We start from the raw sequence: 18,916 nt of genomic DNA on the forward strand, positions 1-18,916 counted from the left end.
TGGACACTCACGGAATGAATTCTTACCGATTACCGTTACATTGTTTCCAATTGTTGCTTTCTTGATATTCTTATTTTGATAGAAAGCTTTCTCACCGATTGCTGTTACATCGTATTCAATACCTTTGTATTTTGCTGTTTCTGGAACATTCACTGTTGTAACTGTTTTACCTTTTGCTACACCTGTTAATGTTACTGTTCCAGTACCGTCAAAACTATCATCTGTGATGATATATGTATAATTTCCTGCTGTAAATGTCGTACCTTTCTTTGCTACAACTTTTACTGTTGCATACGCTGATTTTGTATTATCTTCTTTGGAAGTAGCTTTTACTATAATGCTTGTTGCTTTTTCATCTTTTCCAACTGTTAATACGCCATCTGCACTTACTACCGTACTGCTTGATGTATTGCCTTCTACTGACCATGTAACATCCTTAGATGCATCTTCTGTTCCAATTACTTTTGCTGTGAAACTCTTTGTTTTTCCTTGGATTACTGTTACTACAGAAGGGGTTACTCTTACCATATCAACTGCTGAGATTACTACTGGTTCTGCTTCTGTTGTTTCAGTTGGTATTGTGCTTGGTGTTGGATCTGGTGTCGATGTGCTCTTATCCGTAACAACACAATTTGCATCTACTGTTTCTGCAAGAGCATCTTTCGTAATCTTATCTGTGTTTCCACTTACTCCTGTTCCTGACCATGTATAATTATTATTTCCTGATCCTACTACAGTAATTATAAGCTTTTTACCACCTAATACTACCGTTCCACTTGTAATCTCTGTAGAATCATACGTTGCACTTATTGTTGAACCTTTCGCACTTCCTTCATCGCTAACAGCAAATTTTATGGTATAGAAATCCAATGTATCATTGACTGCCACTGCATCAGTTTTATTTATTACCCTTCCTGTATCTACATCATCAATACAAATAGAATATACTCCTTCTAGAACATCTACAAATACCCAAGTTCCATTATTATTTGCCCCTGTCTTTGTTGAATCCCCTTTTTTCAATGAAACTCTTTTTCCACTTGAAGTATAACTATTCCCATCTACACTTTCAACAATAGCAACCGTACTTGACATAAGCTTATAATTTGCACAAAATGTCACATCCCTACCAGCAGAAAGCATTTCATAAGTTATTGAAGAATTCGTAAGATTATCAATAGCACTAGTATCGCTACCTTCCCATTCACTAAATTCAAATCCTGTCTTTGGCTCCTCTGTAATTGAAAAATTAGTTACTGAATTCGGTATGATATAGACACTTCCTGCATAATATAAATTTGCTGTAACTGTGATTGTTCCATTTGGAACAGTTACCGTTGATAAACGCTTACAAGCATTAAATGCCGTATTATCAATGCTAACTATGTTAGATTGTATTGTTACCTCATTCAAACTTCCACATTTTTCAAATGCACTTGCACCAATACTTGTTACTTTTTCTGGTATTTCTACATTTCTGAAACCAGTCGCAGTAAACGCATACTTTCCAATACTCGTTACTCCTTCTGGTATTTCTATTGTTCCTAAAAAATTACAACCATAAAATGTATAGTCTTCAATAGTTGTTACTCCTTTTGGGATTTCTATATTTCTCAAAAAGATGCAACTTCTAAATGCACCACTTCCAATACTTGTTACTCCCTCTGGTATCTCTATCTCTTCTAAACTGCTACACCAAAAAAATGTACTCGGTTCAATACTTGTTACCCCTTCTGGTATCGTTACTTTTCTCAAACTGCTACATTGATAGAATGCAGCTTCTCCAATACTTGTTACACTTTCTGGTATCGTTACTTCTCTCAAACTGCTACATTCATAGAATGCCTCTTCTCCAATACTTGTTACACTTTCTGGAATTGTTACTTCTTCCAAACTGCTACACCCAGCAAATGCATTCGATTCAATACTTGTTACACTTTCCGGAATTATTACCTCCTCTAATTTGATGCAGTAATAAAATGCTTGATTTCCAATTTTTTTTATGCCATCACGCATCTCTACTGATCTTACCTCTGCTTTTGCAATTTTTGTGTCACGCCTCCAAGCAGTCACTCCATTATCTGTTGCTATTGTCAACTTCTTTGTGTCCGTGTCAAAGGAATAACCATCACTTGTAAGATCTCCTATTTCTTCCGCATGAGCCATCTTACCATTCGGCACTACTATCGTAATAACCAACAACAATGCCAACATAAAAATCCACTTAATATTACTTGTATACCCTTCTTTTATCTGTCCCCAATGCTTCGTTCTTACTTCATTTTCTCTTAGCTTCATAATCCATTCCTCCTTATGATTTCGTAAATTAAAATTGTAATGAATCTCTGCCTACAACTTTATATGGTTCATGTTCCATAAATTCACGTAATGCAGATTTAGTTACAGGACTTTCAATTAAAGTAAATTCACTTTCGCCTTCATAGATATCCCATTCATCAAATTCTTCGCGTGTTGCCATTAGAACGGTATGCAAATTGGGATTTCGTGATTTTATCAGCTCGGTAAGCTTTAGTCCATCCACTTTCATCATAAGCTTTGTGAATAAAACATCCACTGAGTTGTTAATCCCAAACCTCCCTGCCATAAATGCGTCGTGTGTATATTCAACAATATCATTCGGATACACATGGCGTAGATTTCGTACAAGCTCCCATAATTGATCAGGGTCATTATCTACCACAAGAATCACCATAAAATCACCTCCATGAATGGGTGTTATTCTTCCTTGCATATGTCTTGTGTTCATTATAACAACCCCATGACAAACTGGTGACAAATCGAAAGCCCGATTTTTTAAAAAAATCAGGCTTTTTTGAAAAAATATTTTGTTTTTTTATGTTTTCCTGGATTTACTGCTCTAGGGTGCGTCTGAAAATTGCTTTTTAAACATTCCCTAGCTTCCCCTCTGTAAACATCGCCCAACTATAGTTGGTCATATATTCACCATGGTAACTGTTGACAGCTGATACGTAACCTTTCTCATAATCATAAAAATCACAGACAAAATTTGAAACATCAACGGAGTAGAAACCTTTCTGCTTTAAAAACAGATTGTCTATCCCTGCTTTTAATAACGTTTGTTCTAGTTCCGTAATCAAGATATGAAGATGGGACTGCATACTTCTTGAGTATGGTTCATCTTCCCATAGAATCGCAGCAAGCTCCTTCTTGCTTACATTTACACCTTTTCGGTCTACAAGATACGCTAAGATCTCTTTCGATTTTGGACGCTTAAAGTTAATTGGTTTTCCATCTAGGAAAACTTCAAAGTTTCCAAAACATTGAATCCGAACGCCCTCCTCTTCCTGCTTTATCGGATAACGTAGGGAATCAAGCTCATTTGCAACCTGCTCTGCATCAATTGGCTTTAAGATATAGCCCGAAGCCTTGATACGCAATGCTTCTAACGCATATTCATCGTAACCTGTAACAAATATAATATTCGTATTTCCATAGATTTCTTTCAGCCTTTTCGCAAGGATAAGACCATTTATCTCATTCATCTCGATATCTAAGAAGGCAATATCTACTCTATTCTCTTTTGCATAGGCAAGAGCTTCATCAGCATACAGAAAGCTTGCCAAAGTTGCTGATTGTTCCCTATTGTTTAATGCACGCTCAATGGCATTCAGCGCAGATTGTTCATCATCAACAGCTATCATGTTCATTCGTATTTACCCCCTTGCTTCGGTATCTCAATTATAGATTTTGTACCTTTATCAATTTCACTTTCAATTGTAAGACTTCCGCCACACATCGTCATAATTCTATTACGTACATTAGCGATTCCGTTATGGCTTCGTTCCTCACTAAATGGTTTTTCCATATCAAATCCAACTCCATCATCCGAAACAATAATATAGTAGCAATCCGATGTTTCCTCTGTCCGTATCGTAATCGTTCCACCATCTCGTTTTTTCGTTACACCATATCGTACTGCATTCTCAACAATCGGTTGTAATGTAAGAACGGGAAGCATAAAACTTTCTGTTCCTATATCATATACAATTCGTAATCTCTCGCGAAAACGTAATTCCTCCAAGCGAAGATATTGTTTTGTATGCGCTAACTCTTTACTAAAAAGAATCAGCTCCTTTTGAGAAAGGGAATCCATATTTCCTCGAAGATATTTTGAAAAATCCAAAATCGCTCTATGGGCAACCTCTTGGTCTTCAAAAACCAAATCATCAATGGTAGCAAGTACATTATATAAGAAATGTGGTTGAATTTGACTTAGCATGATTGCAATGCGTTTTTCCGTTAGTTCTGCTTCCTTTAAACGCATCTCGTGTATTAACTCCATCTGTATATTCACGTATATTAAAGCAGTGGTAAAAGATGCGCCAAATAATGCTATATATAGACCTGGAATCATCACTTCAAGTGCCGAACATATAATAGGGGCAATCAGATACAGTATTAACGATACTTCCTCCCGTGCTCTCAGAAACTTAGCGTAGCGTATTATAATACCCATAGAAATAAGTATAACAAATACAAAACTAATCTCCCAGAACCAAAACATTGGCCGCCTTACATAAGTATTGTATTCATCAGGTCTAATCGATAACTCTATTAAAAATGCAATAACGCACATCAATACGGTTACTGCACCAATGGCTGACAGTATTTTAAACGGTTTTTTTGATACCGTTGTCTTGATACGCAGATATTCATAAAGATACCATGCATAGATAACAATCTGAAATCCACCGATAGAATAGCTTATGCTATCCAAAATCCGAACCCAAATATTAGACGAAGAACCCGCATATCCTGTCACCAATGCAATAACCAGATCCAGTAGAAAGTATAGAAAAATAGAAACTACAAGCCCAAAAAACCAAAAATGTACCCGCTCTTTCAATCGTAAAGATAGCACGGATAAAATTAGTATAAGAATAATAGCTCCAAATGCACATAAATTAAGTTCAAGGCTAATTGTTTGTGCCGTCATTTACTTCACCCCCCAAGAAACTGCATTATCTATATTATATTTCTTTTATCAGACAAAAGCAACAAAAGACCAAAGAAAAGCGACTATTTTCACTTTCCTTTGGTCTTTATTGCATCCTATTCTGAACGTAATGCTTCTACTGCGTCTTTCTTTGATGCCATCTTTGCTGGTACGTGTCCACCGATAACAGTTAAGATGGTACTTACAACAACTAGCATAATTGCATGTGTTGGTTGAAGTGTTGCTACATTCTCTAATCCTGTCATATCAAGTAATACCGAGTTGATTGGGATTGTTAGTAACCATGCAATAATGATTCCAAGTACACCAGAGAATACACCTAATATAAATGTTTCTGCATCGAATACTCGTGTAATATCTTTCTTTCTAGCTCCAAGTGCTCTTAATACACCAATTTCCTTTGTTCTCTCTAATACAGATGTATACGTAATAATACAAATCATAATTAAACTTACTACTAATGAAATTGCTGCAAATGCAACTAATACAATTGTAATTGCATCCATAATACCACTTGTCATACTTGACATCGTTCCTGCCATATCCATATAGACAATCGCATCATCAGAGTCTTTTCCTTCGTTAAATGCATCTAAGTATGCAAGTACGGCATCTTTGTTTTCAAATGTTTCTGGGTATACCATAATGATATAAGGAATTGATGTTCCACCAAGGTATCCTAAGAATTGTGATTTTGCTGTTTCGTCTATAAATGCTTCCATTGACATTACATTATAATCACTGCTTTCCTGCTCTTTCACAATTGCGGATTCTTTGTTTAAATCAATTAATTTTCCTGCTAACTCATCACTATAGGCAATACCAGTTGATAGTAAACCGATTGTTACCGTTGATTTTTGTCTTACTACTGCAGAGATTTTGATTGTGATTGCATCTTCTGCCTTATACATTGCTTCATAATCATTACCTGGTAAGTAGTTACCCATATCTGTTTTTACATAGTAATCATCGTTTGGTATAATCTTTATCTCTGTTCCAACAATATCTTTTAGGTCTATGGATTCCACATCTGTTGTGTCATATCCTAATGCTGTCATAATATTTTGTGCTACACGATTCTTTTCATCAATAACTAAAACAACTTCATTGTCGTTTGCTGGATATGCGCCTTCTAGTACATCATAGCATTTTTCAAGGTAAGATTGGCTGTCATCTGCTAATTGTTTTGGATAAGAAGACAATCCCATTGACATGGTTGCGGAAGATGTCATCGCTGTCATCATGTTATCACTTGATGAACCTGCTGATAAGCTAACTGGTACGATACCATTCTCTGTGTCTCTTACCATGTTAAGACCAACTAGTCTTGTATATCCTACACTTCCACAGATTTCTTTATCTATGTTTTTAAGGTAATCCATGAATTCGTCATTGAATACATTCGTATGTAACATCGTATTCTCATCTGGGTTATACAGATATACTTTATCTGTATCCTCGAATTCCGCTGTTCCCTTCATTACTGCTTCTCTATCTTCTGCTAACTTTCGCATCGTCTCTTCATCAATCTGCTGCGTTGTTTGCGAGATGATAATTGGCATATCTGCCATGGCATCGGATTGGAACTGTAGAATCTGTTCTTTAAATCCTGATGATAAACTTAATATAACTGCAATACCGATAATACCGATACTTGAGGCAAATGCTGTTAGGAATGTTCTTCCCTTCTTCGTCTTTAAGTTATTAAGGGATAACCCTAATGCTGTCTTGAATTTCATTGCCGTCTTTTTCAGATGGAATTGATCTTCTTTCGGTCTTTCAATATGAGGATTGGTATCATCGATAATCTTACCATCTTGGAAACGAATGATTCTGTCTGCATATTCCTCTGCTAATTCAGGGTTATGCGTAACCATGATAACAAGTCTGTCTCCTGCTACCGACTTTATCAAATCCATGATTTGAATACTGGTAGCGGTATCAAGTGCTCCTGTTGGTTCATCACATAGAAGGATTTCTGGGTCATTGGCAAGTGCTCTTGCTATCGCAACCCTTTGCATCTGTCCACCTGATAATTGGTTTGGCTTCTTATGTAGATGGTCTTTTAGTCCAACTTGCTCTAATACTTCAATGGCTCTTTTATGTTTCTGTTCTCTTGATACTCCACTTAATGTCATACCAAGTTCAACATTTTCAACAATACTTAGATGCATAATTAAGTTATAACTTTGGAATATGAATCCAACGGAATTGTTTCTATAAGCATCCCAATCATTTGTTTTAAAATCTTTTGTCTTCTTACCTTTAATTACAAGGTCACCTGAATCATATTGATCAAGCCCACCTATCATATTTAAACATGTTGTCTTTCCTGATCCACTTGTACCTAATATTGCTACAAATTCTCTTTCTCTAAATGCTACACTAATATCATTTAGTGCCACCGTTTCAACATCACCTACGTGATACACTTTTCGTATGTTCTTTAACTCTAACATAACTTCCTCCTATTCCTCACTTGCTATTGTCGTATCGTACATCAGTTTCAAAACCTCTTTTACGGCTAATACTCCTTCTGCGATACGATTCAACTTACTAGGCTCAATATCTTCTAATACACAGCCTTTTCTTGCTGATTCTGCCTTAACATCTTCAATTGCTTGTTTTCCCTTATCGGTTAATGCAAGTTTCACCACTCGTTCGTCTGACGCATTGCGCTCTCGCGTTAAATACCCTACACTTTCAAGTTTCTTGCAGACAACGGAGCAATTTCCTTGCTTTATTCCAAGGCACTTCGCAACATCTCCAATTGAATTTGTATTCCCACTATACACCAATAACAATATAAGTCCTTGTAGCCTTGTTAACCCTACGGGCTGAAATACCTGCTCTATTACCTTCTCCGCATAGATCTGTATCTCATGATAATTACTTAATATTCCCATCATATATTCATGCATATCCATTTCATCACCTCATTTATATATGATTCATATATAATATAATCAATATATTCATTTGTCAACGGAGTTTATAGTTTATTAATACTCTTCTAATGGTTCTATAAGATTTTTTCTTGTATGCTTCAATGCTATATAGCAAAACTTTACTACGTTTTCGAGGCGTATTTGCTGGTGCTCTCTAAGACAAAACATGCTACACCCCTAAGAACTTCTAAGTGTGTACAGACAGATTGTTGAATAATTACGGAATCGCCTTCGATTCGGCATCCTGCCTCAGCGAAGGCTGGCTCGGCGTCCTTGCCTCGCCTTCCTAGGTTACTGGATGTACACTCTAAGAAGTTCTATAGGGTTTTCGCTATCGTTTTTTACTTAGAGAGCACCAGCGAATACGCATGGGATAGGTATTGAAGTTTTGCATGGCTAGGTTGTTGAGAAACAAATAGATAAAAAGAAAACATAGACAAAGAATACATATTAGCAAGTATTCTTTGTCTATGTTTTCATATAAAAAAATCTCCCAGCATTTTTTTATATAGATATTGTCCACAGTAGAGTGTACAATATCTATATTTTTTATTGTTCATTCGCAATCGTTTTGATTTCTTCAAGTGATAAATTTGTTAGCTCAGAAATATCTTCCAGACACATTCCCATCGATAAGGCTTTTTGAACAATTTCTTTATTTCTATTTTCTATTGCACCCTGTAATCTTGCTCGCTCATCACGCATAGCCTTTTCGCGTGATTCATAAAGTAGCTTTGTTCTCTCGTCTTGGCTTAACTCTTTCAATACTCCAACCGCTTTGTAAATTTCGGGACTTTTTTGCGCTAACATGGTCAATTCCTCCTCCCTGTCGGCTTTCAAAAACCTTAACCAATTCCATAAACTGCTATTATCTGTTTCGCTTGGCAATTTTGGCAGTTCCAATGTGTTAATCTCCAACACATCAGTGAATTTTGAGTTTGTATTTTTGTCGTAAAGCTGATATACATTGTGGTATGATTCGTTCTCTGTTATGATTTTATAGTCTGTTATGACAATGCTGATAACCTTTTTCAGATTATAATTATCACCTTTGCCCACTTGCTCTGTTATCATTTTAGCTGTGTAGAATACAATTCTCTCTTTCATTTGTGGAACATCAGAAACTTGAATTTCAATATCAATAATTTTTCCGCTTTTGGTGTGTAACTTCACATCAAGTATTGATGTTTTATCATTTATCTTTTCAATCCTTGTATACGGATCAACGATTGTTAAATGGCTATATTCGCTTTCAGGTAAGTTAAGAACCGATTGCAAAAAGCTTGCCAAAATATCTATATTTCTATTATCACCAAAAATCAACTTGAAAATCAAATCATTTGTAGGTTTTAAAATTTTATTTTCCATATAAACACTCCATCTCTTACTATCATTATAGCATATTTTTTGATTCTGTTGTAAAATAATTCTTATAAAAATAATATGTTTTTATACTGATACTCCTCTAATCTTCTGTTTGCCGTTGTATCAAATTCGATTATCTAACGGAGGTTTGCCTTTAAACGATTTGACTCAATTCTCCTGTCACAGAATCCATCACTAAACCAAAATATATATTTTGGCATTAACTCAAGTGCATGATTTTCCGATGCCAAAGTTTATAAATACAATTCGTCAAATGAAGCAATGCAAGAATATAGAATTTCCATTACTTACTTTAAGTGATTTTAGCGACTGTTTTTAATTGGGTTGTATTATGATTTCCATACCATAGCCTTTAGGAATTCCTAAGCGTTTTTCAAAGCCCAGTTTTTCATAGAAAGATTCAGCGCCTTTGGCAGACATTAACCCGACAGTGATGGAAGTAGTAGCATTCTTTTGGATATCCTCCAAAATAGTGCTAACTATTTTAGAACCAATTCCTTGCATACGATATTCAGGTAGTATAATAATGTCTTGAAGATAAAAACACAAAAATCCATCACCTATTAGGCGTCCCATACCAATAAGTTTTTTTCCATGATATGCTGAAACTGTAAGTAAACTTCCTTGTAATGCAGATTTAAAATCAGCCAATGAATGAAGAGTCCAAGTAGTATGTTCACGTAAATGAAGCCACTCCTCTGCAGTCAATGTGTTTTTCTTATATGTATACATTTATGTTCCTCCTTGTCAGCCTTCAAAAACCTTAATCCATTCCATAAAGAATTGAATGCATTGTTCTGTCTTACGTCTATCCCAAGGACAATTTCTGTCTTTTGTATATTGATGTACTTGTGGATTTGACATAATCTCATATAATCCATCTATATCATTCATCGTATATTGACGTACTAAAAGGTTTTGAGTTTCCAAATAAATATGTACCAAATTACTTATCGTTTTCTCCTCCAATCTTCTGTTTACCATTATATCAATTCGATTATCTAACAAATCTCTGCTTTTAAACAATTTGACTCAATTCACCTGTCACAGAATCCATCACCAAACCATATACTTGTATTGTACTTGGTATCAAAGGATGCTTACGTATTAATTCTACCGATTTATTAATCGAATCGTCCAAATCCTTAAATCCACCTAGCCAAGAGTCAAAATCAATGCCACAATACTCAATCATATCAATACTGGCTTGTGTGATTCCCTGTTCCTTCATCTTCTCTATCATCTTCTGGCTATCCGTACATCTTGCGCCACAATCCGTGTGACCGATTACTAAGATCTCTTTCACATCCAATTCATATATTGCAATTAACAAACTTCGAATCACACTCCCAAATGGATGCGAGATAACTCCCCCTGCATTCTTAATAATCTTCGCATCCCCATTCCTAAGCCCCAAAGAAGCTGGTAACAACTCTGTTAATCTCGTATCCATACAAGATATGATTGCAACTTTCTTATCTGGGTATTTGTTTGTGATGTATTTCTCATAACCCTTGTTTTCAACAAATTCCTTGTTGAACTCTAAAATCTCATTAATCATGTTATATTTTCCCCTCATTACTTTCTTTTATTGGTAATTGCAACGCTACTTATAATGTACAATAAGTATAGATGCATGTTATGTCTATCTTTAGTACTACAACGAGCACAGATTACTATAGCATTGGCATTTGACTAAGTATAGGTTATAGACATATGTATCCATACCTATATATACATTTAGTGTAATCTACTTAAAATAAAAGCTATTAATAAATCTACTCTGCTTATATAAAACGAGAACTCACTATAACAAACTGCTTTTTATACATAAATTACTTAATACTCATTACTTATGTATCAGCCAAGTGTACCAATAAAGTAAATCAGCAAAACTTCAATAACCTTCCCCAGCTTCTTCGCTGGTGTCCGAAAACTAAGAAACGATAGCAAAACATCTTAGTACTTCTTAGTGTGTACACCCACAACCTAGGAAGGCGAGGCATGGATGCCGAGCCAGACCTCACTGAGGCAGGATGCCGAATTGAGGTCGTTTCCGTAACCTTTCAACAACTTCACGTACACACTTAGAAGTACTTAGGTGTGGAGCGTGTTTCGTGTTATCGGACACTAGCAAAGAAGCTTCGACACGTAGTAAAGTTTTGCCTCATAAACTTATTCACTTTTCTGCATTACCAGTTTATAATACTTCCCTTTTTTCTGCAATAGCTCACCATGTGTCCCTTGCTCCACAATCTGCTCATTATCGATATATAATATTCTATCCGCATTCTTTATTGTCGATAATCTATGTGCAATAACGAAGCTTGTTCTCCCCTTTAAAACTTCTTTGAACATCTCTTGAATCATGCCTTCTGTTTCTGAATCGATGTTACTTGTTGCTTCATCTAATATGATAACTTTTGGGTCAGCCAACATCAATCTGGCAAATGATAATAACTGTTTCTCTCCACCTGAAAGTTGAGTCGATTGACTCGAAATCACCGTATGATATCCCTCTGGCATCTTTTCGATAAAGTTATGTGCAAACACTTTCTTAGCCGCTTCCATACATTCCTCATCCGTTGCATCTGGCTTTGCAAAACGGATATTTTCAATGATTTCGCCACTGAATAGAAATGTATCCTGCATCATTACGCCAACTTTCTCACGTAATGACTTCTGCTTCACATCACGTATATCTATGCCGTCTATCTTCACTGCACCTTCTGTTACATCATAGAAGCGATTAATAAGACTGACAAACGTTGTCTTTCCTCCACCCGTAGGCCCTACAAGTGCAATCATTTCCCCTGACTTTATATCAATGTTAATATCACTCAAGACATTCTTTGTGCTGTTGTAGCTAAATGTTACGTGGTCGAAAGAAACATTTCCTTCTATCTCACCAAGGTCTTTCGCATCTTTTCTATCTACTATATTAATGTCTGTGTCCAGCACATCAAACACTCTTTCTATATTCGATGTTAGGTTTGTAATCTTTTGAAGTCTTTGGCAAATGGTATATACATTTTCAGAAAACATCTGCATATACGTTGTTACTGCCACAACCGAGCCTAATGTTAGCACTTTACCAATCTGATTGTCAATAATCAGCAAAGCAACTGCATACAGAATAATGGAGCAGATTACACGAATAACACCATGTGTCATAGGATAAAATATTTCTCGGAATCTTGTTGTTGCCATAAATGCTTTCACTACTTGCTCCGATAGATTCTCATGGATCTCTTCATTCAAAGTTTCTCGGTTGAATGCCTTAATTACTTCTAATCCACTAATATCTTCCGCTACAAATGCAGTTCTGTTACTGTGCTTATTTCTTTCCACACATACTCTCTTATACAATGCTTTTGATAAACACCATACTCCTGCAATCAGTGGAACACATACAAGAATAACAACAAGTGCCAGTCTCTTTTCTATAACTACGATACAGATAAAACTCATAATCATCATAAATACATTTACCGTAATTCGAGTCATATCATTTACAAAGAAATCGGCAATCTCGTCAGTATAATTCGTTATTCGAACGAGTATCTTTCCTGTTGGTCGACTATCATAGTAATCAAAACCAAGTTTCATTAGTTTCTCAAACATATCCTTCCTTAAATCACAGATTACACTGTTTCCAAGGCGAGTCGATGCTGCAGATGTGAAATAGTTCGATATTACGGAACCTAAACTTAATGTAATCCACATTGACAACAGGATAGTTGCTATTGGTACATAGTCTTCTCTTAATACACCGTTCTTTGGTAAAACATAATCAATGATAAGCTTGTTCAAACCGACTGGCACTAAAGAAAACAGACTTGTTGCTATTAATAATGAAATAACTCTCTTATACTCTTTCTTGTATGCCGATGCATACTGAACCATTCTTTTTATCATTGCCATACTGAATTTCTCTTGTATGATTTCATCTTCAAAATATAAATTTTTACTCACTTATAATCACCCCGCTCTCAACTTGACGGTTATAGATACTTGCGTATCTGCCATTTAACTGTATCAACTGTTCAAATGTACCTCGTTCCACAATCTTTCCATCTTCAAAGAATAAGATTTCATCGCAATCTTTAATTGCTGGTGCTCTATGAGTAGCAATAATCAGTGTCTTATCTGTGCAATGTTCCTTTAAATTCTTGAATATCTTGCTTTCTGTTTCAACGTCTAACGCACTTGTACAATCATCTAAAACAATCACTGGCGCATCTTTCAGTAATGCTCTTGCAATCGCCACCCTTTGTTTCTGTCCACCAGATAAACCGAATCCCTTTTCACCAACGACTGTCTGGTACCCATCTGGAAATGTCATGGCGAACTCATCTACTTCCGCAAGTTTTCCACATTTCTCAACGATTTTCTCATCTGCATAAGGATTATAATATGCAATATTAGACTCAATTGTATTGGAAAATAGAAAGACATCTTGCATTGCGTAACTGTAGGTACGTGCGATTTCTCTTCGGTCATATTCCTCTAATGGTCGATTGTCAATCGTAATCTCTCCTTCCTCATATTCCATAAATGTCTGTAATGTCTTTAAAAATACTGACTTTCCACTTCCTGTCTTTCCCATGACACCAATCTTTTTTCCATATGGAATTTGTACTGATATATCATCTAATAATGTCTTTCCATCTACTTTTGAAGATACATTCTTTACTTCGATATTTGGCTTTTCATCAACCTTCCTTGTACCGAATTTCTCTGCAGTTTCATCTTTCTTTTCAAAAAGTCCATGCAATCGTTTTCCACTAACAACATAATCTTGAATATCCGATGCCAAGAATATCAGATTGATAAAGCAACCGCATATCATAAGTAGATATGATAAGAATGCTGAATATTCTCCACTACTCATCTTCATCTTTGATGCCAGATAGATACTAATTCCCATACTGACAACCATAACTATATTATCTACCGTATCATACATTAAAAAGTAGCGATATCTCGTTTTCCCAAAACCAGTATGGAAATCTTTCAAATCTTCTGCTTTATTGCTAAATTTCTTTTGCTGAAATTCTTCCCTTGCATATGCCTTTATTGTTCGAAATCCATAGATACTTTCCTGTGTCTCTGTATTCAAATCCGAATTCTTCTTCCACATCATTTCATACATTTTCCCAAACGTCTTGATTAATCCTTTTGTTATTAATGCAAACACCACTAACGTAAGCAGTGGAAATATAATTAATGTCACATCTAATCTTGATAGAAAATATACCGCTACAACTATGTAGAACAGAGAGTCACACATAAATGGAACTCCTGCTATGTAGGCATTTCTAATATTTGAAGTATCTCGATTTATTATTGTTATTAAATCTCCTGTTGAATAATCCTTTAGTAATCCAACTCCAAACGAATTTATCTTATTCAATAAGTCTCTTCGCATATTCTTCTCACATTGAGATGAATAGTAATGCGCTATGTTCCATCTTAGATAAAACAGCACAAAATAAAGTGCCAGAAAAATTAAAAATGTTACGACTAAGACACCCATGATCCTCCATACATCATGTTCTGGTATATCTCTTATTAAAAAGAAAAATACACTAGAATTCTCCACTGGCGCATTTCCAACAGCGGGATTGATTACCCTGTCAACAATCAGCGAGATAATCTGGGGTTCGACGAGTAGCATAACCATCTGCATCAATCCCATAATTGTACACACGATTAGAATGCCTAGTATGTTCTTGTAATACTTCCATGTTCCTTGTAATGTTTCTTTCATTCTTGTTGTCCCTCCTCTACTAAAACCAGCCCTTTTAGAGTCCGCCTTCGGCGAAGGGGCTGGTTTCTTGGTCATTCTGTATTATTAGCCCATAGCCTTGCAGAGTAACGCAATGCTTGGGATTGAACGATAATCTAATTCAAACTTTGTTCCTTAAAGATCAATCTAAATAGATTGCTTTCTTTCCTAACCGTATCAAAATTGCCCTGTTCCACGATACAGCCATCTTGCAGTAACATCACATCCTCTGATTTTGCAATTGTTGAAAATCTATGAGAAATCGTAATTATTGTCTTATCGTGTGATAAATTATTGATTGCATTTACAATCATATTCTCATTTTCACTATCTAATGAGGATGTTGACTCATCAAAGATAAGTATCTTTGGGTCTAGCAATAACGTTCTTGCAATTGCTAATCGCTGCTTTTGTCCTCCTGATAGTTTAATTCCTTGCTCCCCAATCAGGGTATTGTATTTCTCCGCTGTTTCTTGAATGAAATCATATATATTTGCTTTTTTACACGCATCCTCGATTTCTTCCATCGTTGCATCCGGCTTTGCCATACGAAGATTATCTACTATGGACATATTAAATAGCATCGGGTCTTGCATTACTATGTTTATTAAGTGCGTCCTTTTTTCCACAGGAATATCATTTAGATTACTATTGTCTATATAGATTGAACCCTCATCAGGAGCATAAAGTCCTATTAATAACTTTACTAACGTTGTTTTTCCACTTCCACTTTCCCCAACGATAGCAAGTGACCTATTGTGTTTCATTACTGTGGAAATGTTTTTTAGAACATAGTTATTCGATGTTTTATATTTGAAGCTAAGGTTTTCAATGCGTATATCTCCGTTAAAATTCTCTTGTTTTTCAGGCAGATTCTTTGTTGGTAACACATTTTTGTATTCTAACATTGATAATATCCCATCCATCTTAGGCACATCGGAACTTAACTCTATAAATGAATTTAATGTTGTTTGAATATATGTATGGATTTGATTATAGTAATTCATAAAGACAAGCATAATCGGTACTGTCATTAAGCCCTTTATAATAAGAATTCCACCGAAAAAATATAGATTCATACGTGTGATGAAAAATAAATTAAAAGCAATAAGTGCTCCATGCAAATATTGATATCTAGTCATTTTAAGCTTTGTCTTCGTGAGAAGTGACCATTTCTCTTGCAATAATTCACATTCTCTTTCTTCTAAGTTGTTTATCTTTATCTCTTTCCAGTTTTGTAACGCCTCATGTATCGTGCTATCAAATGCACTTTGATCCATTCTGTACTTATTGGCGGCTATCCTGATTTTCTCTCCTAATACTTTCGTAACGAAAAAGGATAGTACAATCATAACTAGACCGAATATTGTTAAGTACCAATTCATTTGAAAAATCAAAACCATCATAATTACTGCACCGAAAAGGGAAAATGCAAAGTCCAAACAATGTTTTACATAGAAGGAGCATATTGCTTCTGTATCAGATTCTATTTTAATCTTAATATCACCAATATTATATTGCTCGTATTCCATGTAATCTATAGAGGTATAGATATCTAGTAACGCTTGTTTTATGTCCACTTTCAGCATGTTAGTATAATTAAATTCCGCATATTTTGAAGCAACATTTAGTATTGATTGTATAACAAACAAAATAATGTACCCTGCGACAACATAACCTAATAATCTTATTTTCTCACCAACGATTACTTGATTGATATAATATTTATAGACGAGTGGTGGAAATAAGGCTGCTAGCACTAACAGAAATTTAGTAGCAAACATTCCCACCATCAACTTTTTGTTTTTTTCTATCAGTGGAAATAGTTTTTTAAAGTAATATAATCGTTTAAACTTCATTTACACAATACCTCCTTCCTTACAATAACTTCTATATTGCTCATAGAAAAGAGTTCTATATTGCAGACACGTTTCCAAAAGTTGTGTGTGTTTTTCGCATCCTATAATCTTTCCATTTTCTAAAAATGCTACTCGGTCAGCTTTCATTATTGTCGATAAACGGTGTGCAATAATAAGTACCGTGTTTTCCTTGAATAATTCATCCCATGTATTTGTCAGATTGAGTTCCGTATTACCATCTAACGCTGACGTTGATTCATCGAAAACTAATACTTTCGGTTTCTTTAGATATACTCTGGCTATTGCTAGTCTCTGTTTCTGACCACCTGATAGTAAGGTCTTTGAAGAATCAAGAATTGTATCAAGACCATTCGGCAATTTGTTAATAACATCGTCTAGTTCCACCTATTTTAGAACGTTCCATATCTCATCATCATGCTTTTCTTCATTCGTAAAAACCAAATTATAACGAACTGTATCATTAAATATTGCTGTTGTTTGATTTACCAAACCTATCTGACTTCGTAAATCTTGTAAGTTATAGCAATTGATATCTGTTCCATCAATCGTAATTTCACCACGATTAGCCTCAAGCAACCCACATAGTAATTCTGCAATCGTACTCTTTCCTTGTCCACTCTTTCCAACTAGTGCAATTCTTTCTCTTGGCTTTATATGTAAGTTGAGATTTTCTAACACCTCTTTATGTTCCGAATAGGAAAAATGCACGTTACTAAAAATAATTTCACCCTTACTAATTTCATTTACTGGTATATGTTCTTTATATTCTTCTGATTCCTGCTCATGAATTTCAATTATTCGTTCAATCGAAATAATTCTTTTTGCTATTGAAAAAGTTCTTGCATACATTCGTCCCAATGTCACTACCATACGTTCAAAATAATCAATACATGCTATTAAACCGCCTAGAGTCAGTACATTAGAAACAATATTAAATGCTGCTACTGCAAATAAACATATCGAAGATAATACCTGTATTGCTACATTTGTTCGGTCAGCAATCGTTTCTTTTTCCATAACTTTTTTATTATTCTCTATAATCTCAAATTCTTTATTCATGTATTTATCCATGCTATATCTAGTTGCATTTAGAAGACGAATATCACGCATTCCATTTAAAAGCTCGAATAGCCATGTTTGATTTGACGCAGACATCTTGGCAACCTTTTCATAATACGGCTTGAGGATTTTATTGAATACATTCGATACTAGGAACGTGAGAATTACTAAAGCAAGTGAAACTCCTGCCAGTGGAAGACTAATGAATGCAGTCATTCCTAAACACATGCTAAAATCTAAAAATGCTGATATTCCATAAAATATATCACTATAGATAAAACTCAAAACCTCGTCAGCATCTTTATTCATGCGGAAAATGATATCTCCAGTATTTAAGTTAGATAGTTGCTTGCTTTTATACGAAAGCACCTTCTTAAATATTCCATTTTTTATGTCAAAAGAAAATTCTATATATAATTTTGCTACCATCATATCAAGACAATAATGCAAAACTTGATTAATTATGTAGATAACAAAATATATAATCCCTATACGGAAGAATGTTGGTATATTCTTATCGTAAAATAAGGCATCAACTAATTTTCCAAATAGATACGGATAACATACTACTATGGTTGTTGTTGCTAGGATTATAAGTAGTACAATTACAAATCGGATTCTATAGGGTCGCATGTATTGTGATAGAAAGTTAATTCTTTTTTTCATTGGTTTCTCCTGTTCTTTTGTTTTCTTAATTAGGATTCGGGTGTCAAAAGGTTTATTTTCTTGTTTAAATGAATAATGGGAAATATTTATTCATTTAAACTTAGTTGATATACTTGTGTAATATACGTTTATGATGCAAAACTTTGTTATGTTTTCAAAGCGCATTCGTTAATGTTCTCTAAAACAA

Annotated in this window: 13 protein-coding genes and 1 pseudogene; all 14 read right to left on the minus strand. The window is 35.0% G+C overall.

Features of this window, described 5'->3' with window-relative positions; all coding sequences use genetic code 11:
* Positions 1–2,298, minus strand: a 2,298-nt coding sequence (locus RMR19_RS06950) for a leucine-rich repeat protein (RefSeq protein WP_310602775.1), incomplete at its 3' end; no start/stop codon positions are given.
* Positions 2,299–2,326: 28 nt separating this feature from the next.
* Positions 2,327–2,767 carry a hypothetical protein gene (locus RMR19_RS06955; protein ID WP_310602776.1) on the minus strand — a complete coding sequence of 147 codons (441 nt, stop codon included), beginning with the start codon at positions 2,765–2,767 and terminating at the stop codon, positions 2,327–2,329.
* Positions 2,768–2,903: 136 nt separating this feature from the next.
* Entirely contained in the window at positions 2,904–3,689 is a 786-nt protein-coding gene (locus RMR19_RS06960) for a response regulator (RefSeq protein ID WP_310602777.1), read from the minus strand.
* Positions 3,686–4,978: a sensor histidine kinase gene (locus tag RMR19_RS06965; protein WP_310602778.1), complete on the minus strand. Its 1,293-nt coding sequence runs from the start codon at positions 4,976–4,978 to the stop codon at positions 3,686–3,688. Before RMR19_RS06965 ends, RMR19_RS06960 begins: the two co-directional genes overlap by 4 nt.
* A gap of 116 nt (positions 4,979–5,094) precedes the next feature.
* Positions 5,095–7,458, minus strand: coding sequence for an ABC transporter ATP-binding protein/permease (locus tag RMR19_RS06970; protein ID WP_310602779.1), 2,364 nt, complete (start codon positions 7,456–7,458; stop codon positions 5,095–5,097).
* Positions 7,459–7,467: 9 nt separating this feature from the next.
* Positions 7,468–7,926, minus strand: a complete 459-nt coding sequence (locus RMR19_RS06975; RefSeq protein ID WP_310602780.1) for a MarR family winged helix-turn-helix transcriptional regulator — start codon at positions 7,924–7,926, stop codon at positions 7,468–7,470.
* A gap of 570 nt (positions 7,927–8,496) precedes the next feature.
* Positions 8,497–9,315, minus strand: coding sequence for an Rpn family recombination-promoting nuclease/putative transposase (locus RMR19_RS06980; protein WP_310602781.1), 819 nt, complete (start codon positions 9,313–9,315; stop codon positions 8,497–8,499).
* A gap of 333 nt (positions 9,316–9,648) precedes the next feature.
* Positions 9,649–10,065 (minus strand): GNAT family N-acetyltransferase, encoded by a 417-nt coding sequence (locus RMR19_RS06985; RefSeq protein WP_310602782.1) that lies wholly within the window; start codon positions 10,063–10,065, stop codon positions 9,649–9,651.
* Between the two features lie 15 nt (positions 10,066–10,080).
* On the minus strand, positions 10,081–10,359 hold the full coding sequence (locus tag RMR19_RS06990; protein WP_310602783.1) for a hypothetical protein: 279 nt from the start codon (positions 10,357–10,359) through the stop codon (positions 10,081–10,083).
* Positions 10,352–10,894, minus strand: coding sequence for a beta-class carbonic anhydrase (locus tag RMR19_RS06995; protein WP_310602784.1), 543 nt, complete (start codon positions 10,892–10,894; stop codon positions 10,352–10,354). The genes RMR19_RS06990 and RMR19_RS06995 overlap by 8 nt, the downstream gene beginning before the upstream one ends.
* Before the next feature lie 614 nt (positions 10,895–11,508).
* Complete coding sequence (locus RMR19_RS07000; protein ID WP_310602785.1) at positions 11,509–13,308, minus strand: ABC transporter ATP-binding protein; 1,800 nt, start codon at positions 13,306–13,308, stop codon at positions 11,509–11,511.
* A complete protein-coding gene (locus RMR19_RS07005; RefSeq protein ID WP_310602786.1) occupies positions 13,301–15,106 on the minus strand; it encodes an ABC transporter ATP-binding protein in 1,806 nt (601 codons plus the stop codon). The genes RMR19_RS07000 and RMR19_RS07005 overlap by 8 nt, the downstream gene beginning before the upstream one ends.
* A 134-nt stretch (positions 15,107–15,240) precedes the next feature.
* Positions 15,241–16,983 (minus strand): ABC transporter ATP-binding protein, encoded by a 1,743-nt coding sequence (locus RMR19_RS07010; RefSeq protein WP_310602787.1) that lies wholly within the window; start codon positions 16,981–16,983, stop codon positions 15,241–15,243.
* A pseudogene (locus tag RMR19_RS07020) lies at positions 16,984–18,729 on the minus strand (ABC transporter ATP-binding protein).
* Between the last annotated feature and the right edge of the window lie 187 nt (positions 18,730–18,916).

The sequence above is a fragment of the Anaerosporobacter sp. genome (assembly GCF_031551385.1).
Classification (GTDB): Bacteria; Bacillota; Clostridia; order Lachnospirales; family Lachnospiraceae; genus Anaerosporobacter.

Bases quoted from the DNA above. Each gene is read 5' to 3' on its own strand.
- RMR19_RS06955 (WP_310602776.1), bottom strand. From the start codon at position 2,767: ATGAACACAAGACATATGCAAGGAAGAATAACACCCATTCATGGAGGT.
- RMR19_RS06960 (WP_310602777.1), bottom strand. From the start codon at position 3,689: ATGAACATGATAGCTGTTGATGATGAACAATCTGCGCTGAATGCCATT.
- RMR19_RS06965 (WP_310602778.1), bottom strand. From the start codon at position 4,978: ATGACGGCACAAACAATTAGCCTTGAACTTAATTTATGTGCATTTGGA.
- RMR19_RS06970 (WP_310602779.1), bottom strand. From the start codon at position 7,458: ATGTTAGAGTTAAAGAACATACGAAAAGTGTATCACGTAGGTGATGTT.
- RMR19_RS06975 (WP_310602780.1), bottom strand. From the start codon at position 7,926: ATGGATATGCATGAATATATGATGGGAATATTAAGTAATTATCATGAG.
- RMR19_RS06980 (WP_310602781.1), bottom strand. From the start codon at position 9,315: ATGGAAAATAAAATTTTAAAACCTACAAATGATTTGATTTTCAAGTTG.
- RMR19_RS06985 (WP_310602782.1), bottom strand. From the start codon at position 10,065: ATGTATACATATAAGAAAAACACATTGACTGCAGAGGAGTGGCTTCAT.
- RMR19_RS06995 (WP_310602784.1), bottom strand. From the start codon at position 10,894: ATGATTAATGAGATTTTAGAGTTCAACAAGGAATTTGTTGAAAACAAG.
- RMR19_RS07005 (WP_310602786.1), bottom strand. From the start codon at position 15,106: ATGAAAGAAACATTACAAGGAACATGGAAGTATTACAAGAACATACTA.
- RMR19_RS07010 (WP_310602787.1), bottom strand. From the start codon at position 16,983: ATGAAGTTTAAACGATTATATTACTTTAAAAAACTATTTCCACTGATA.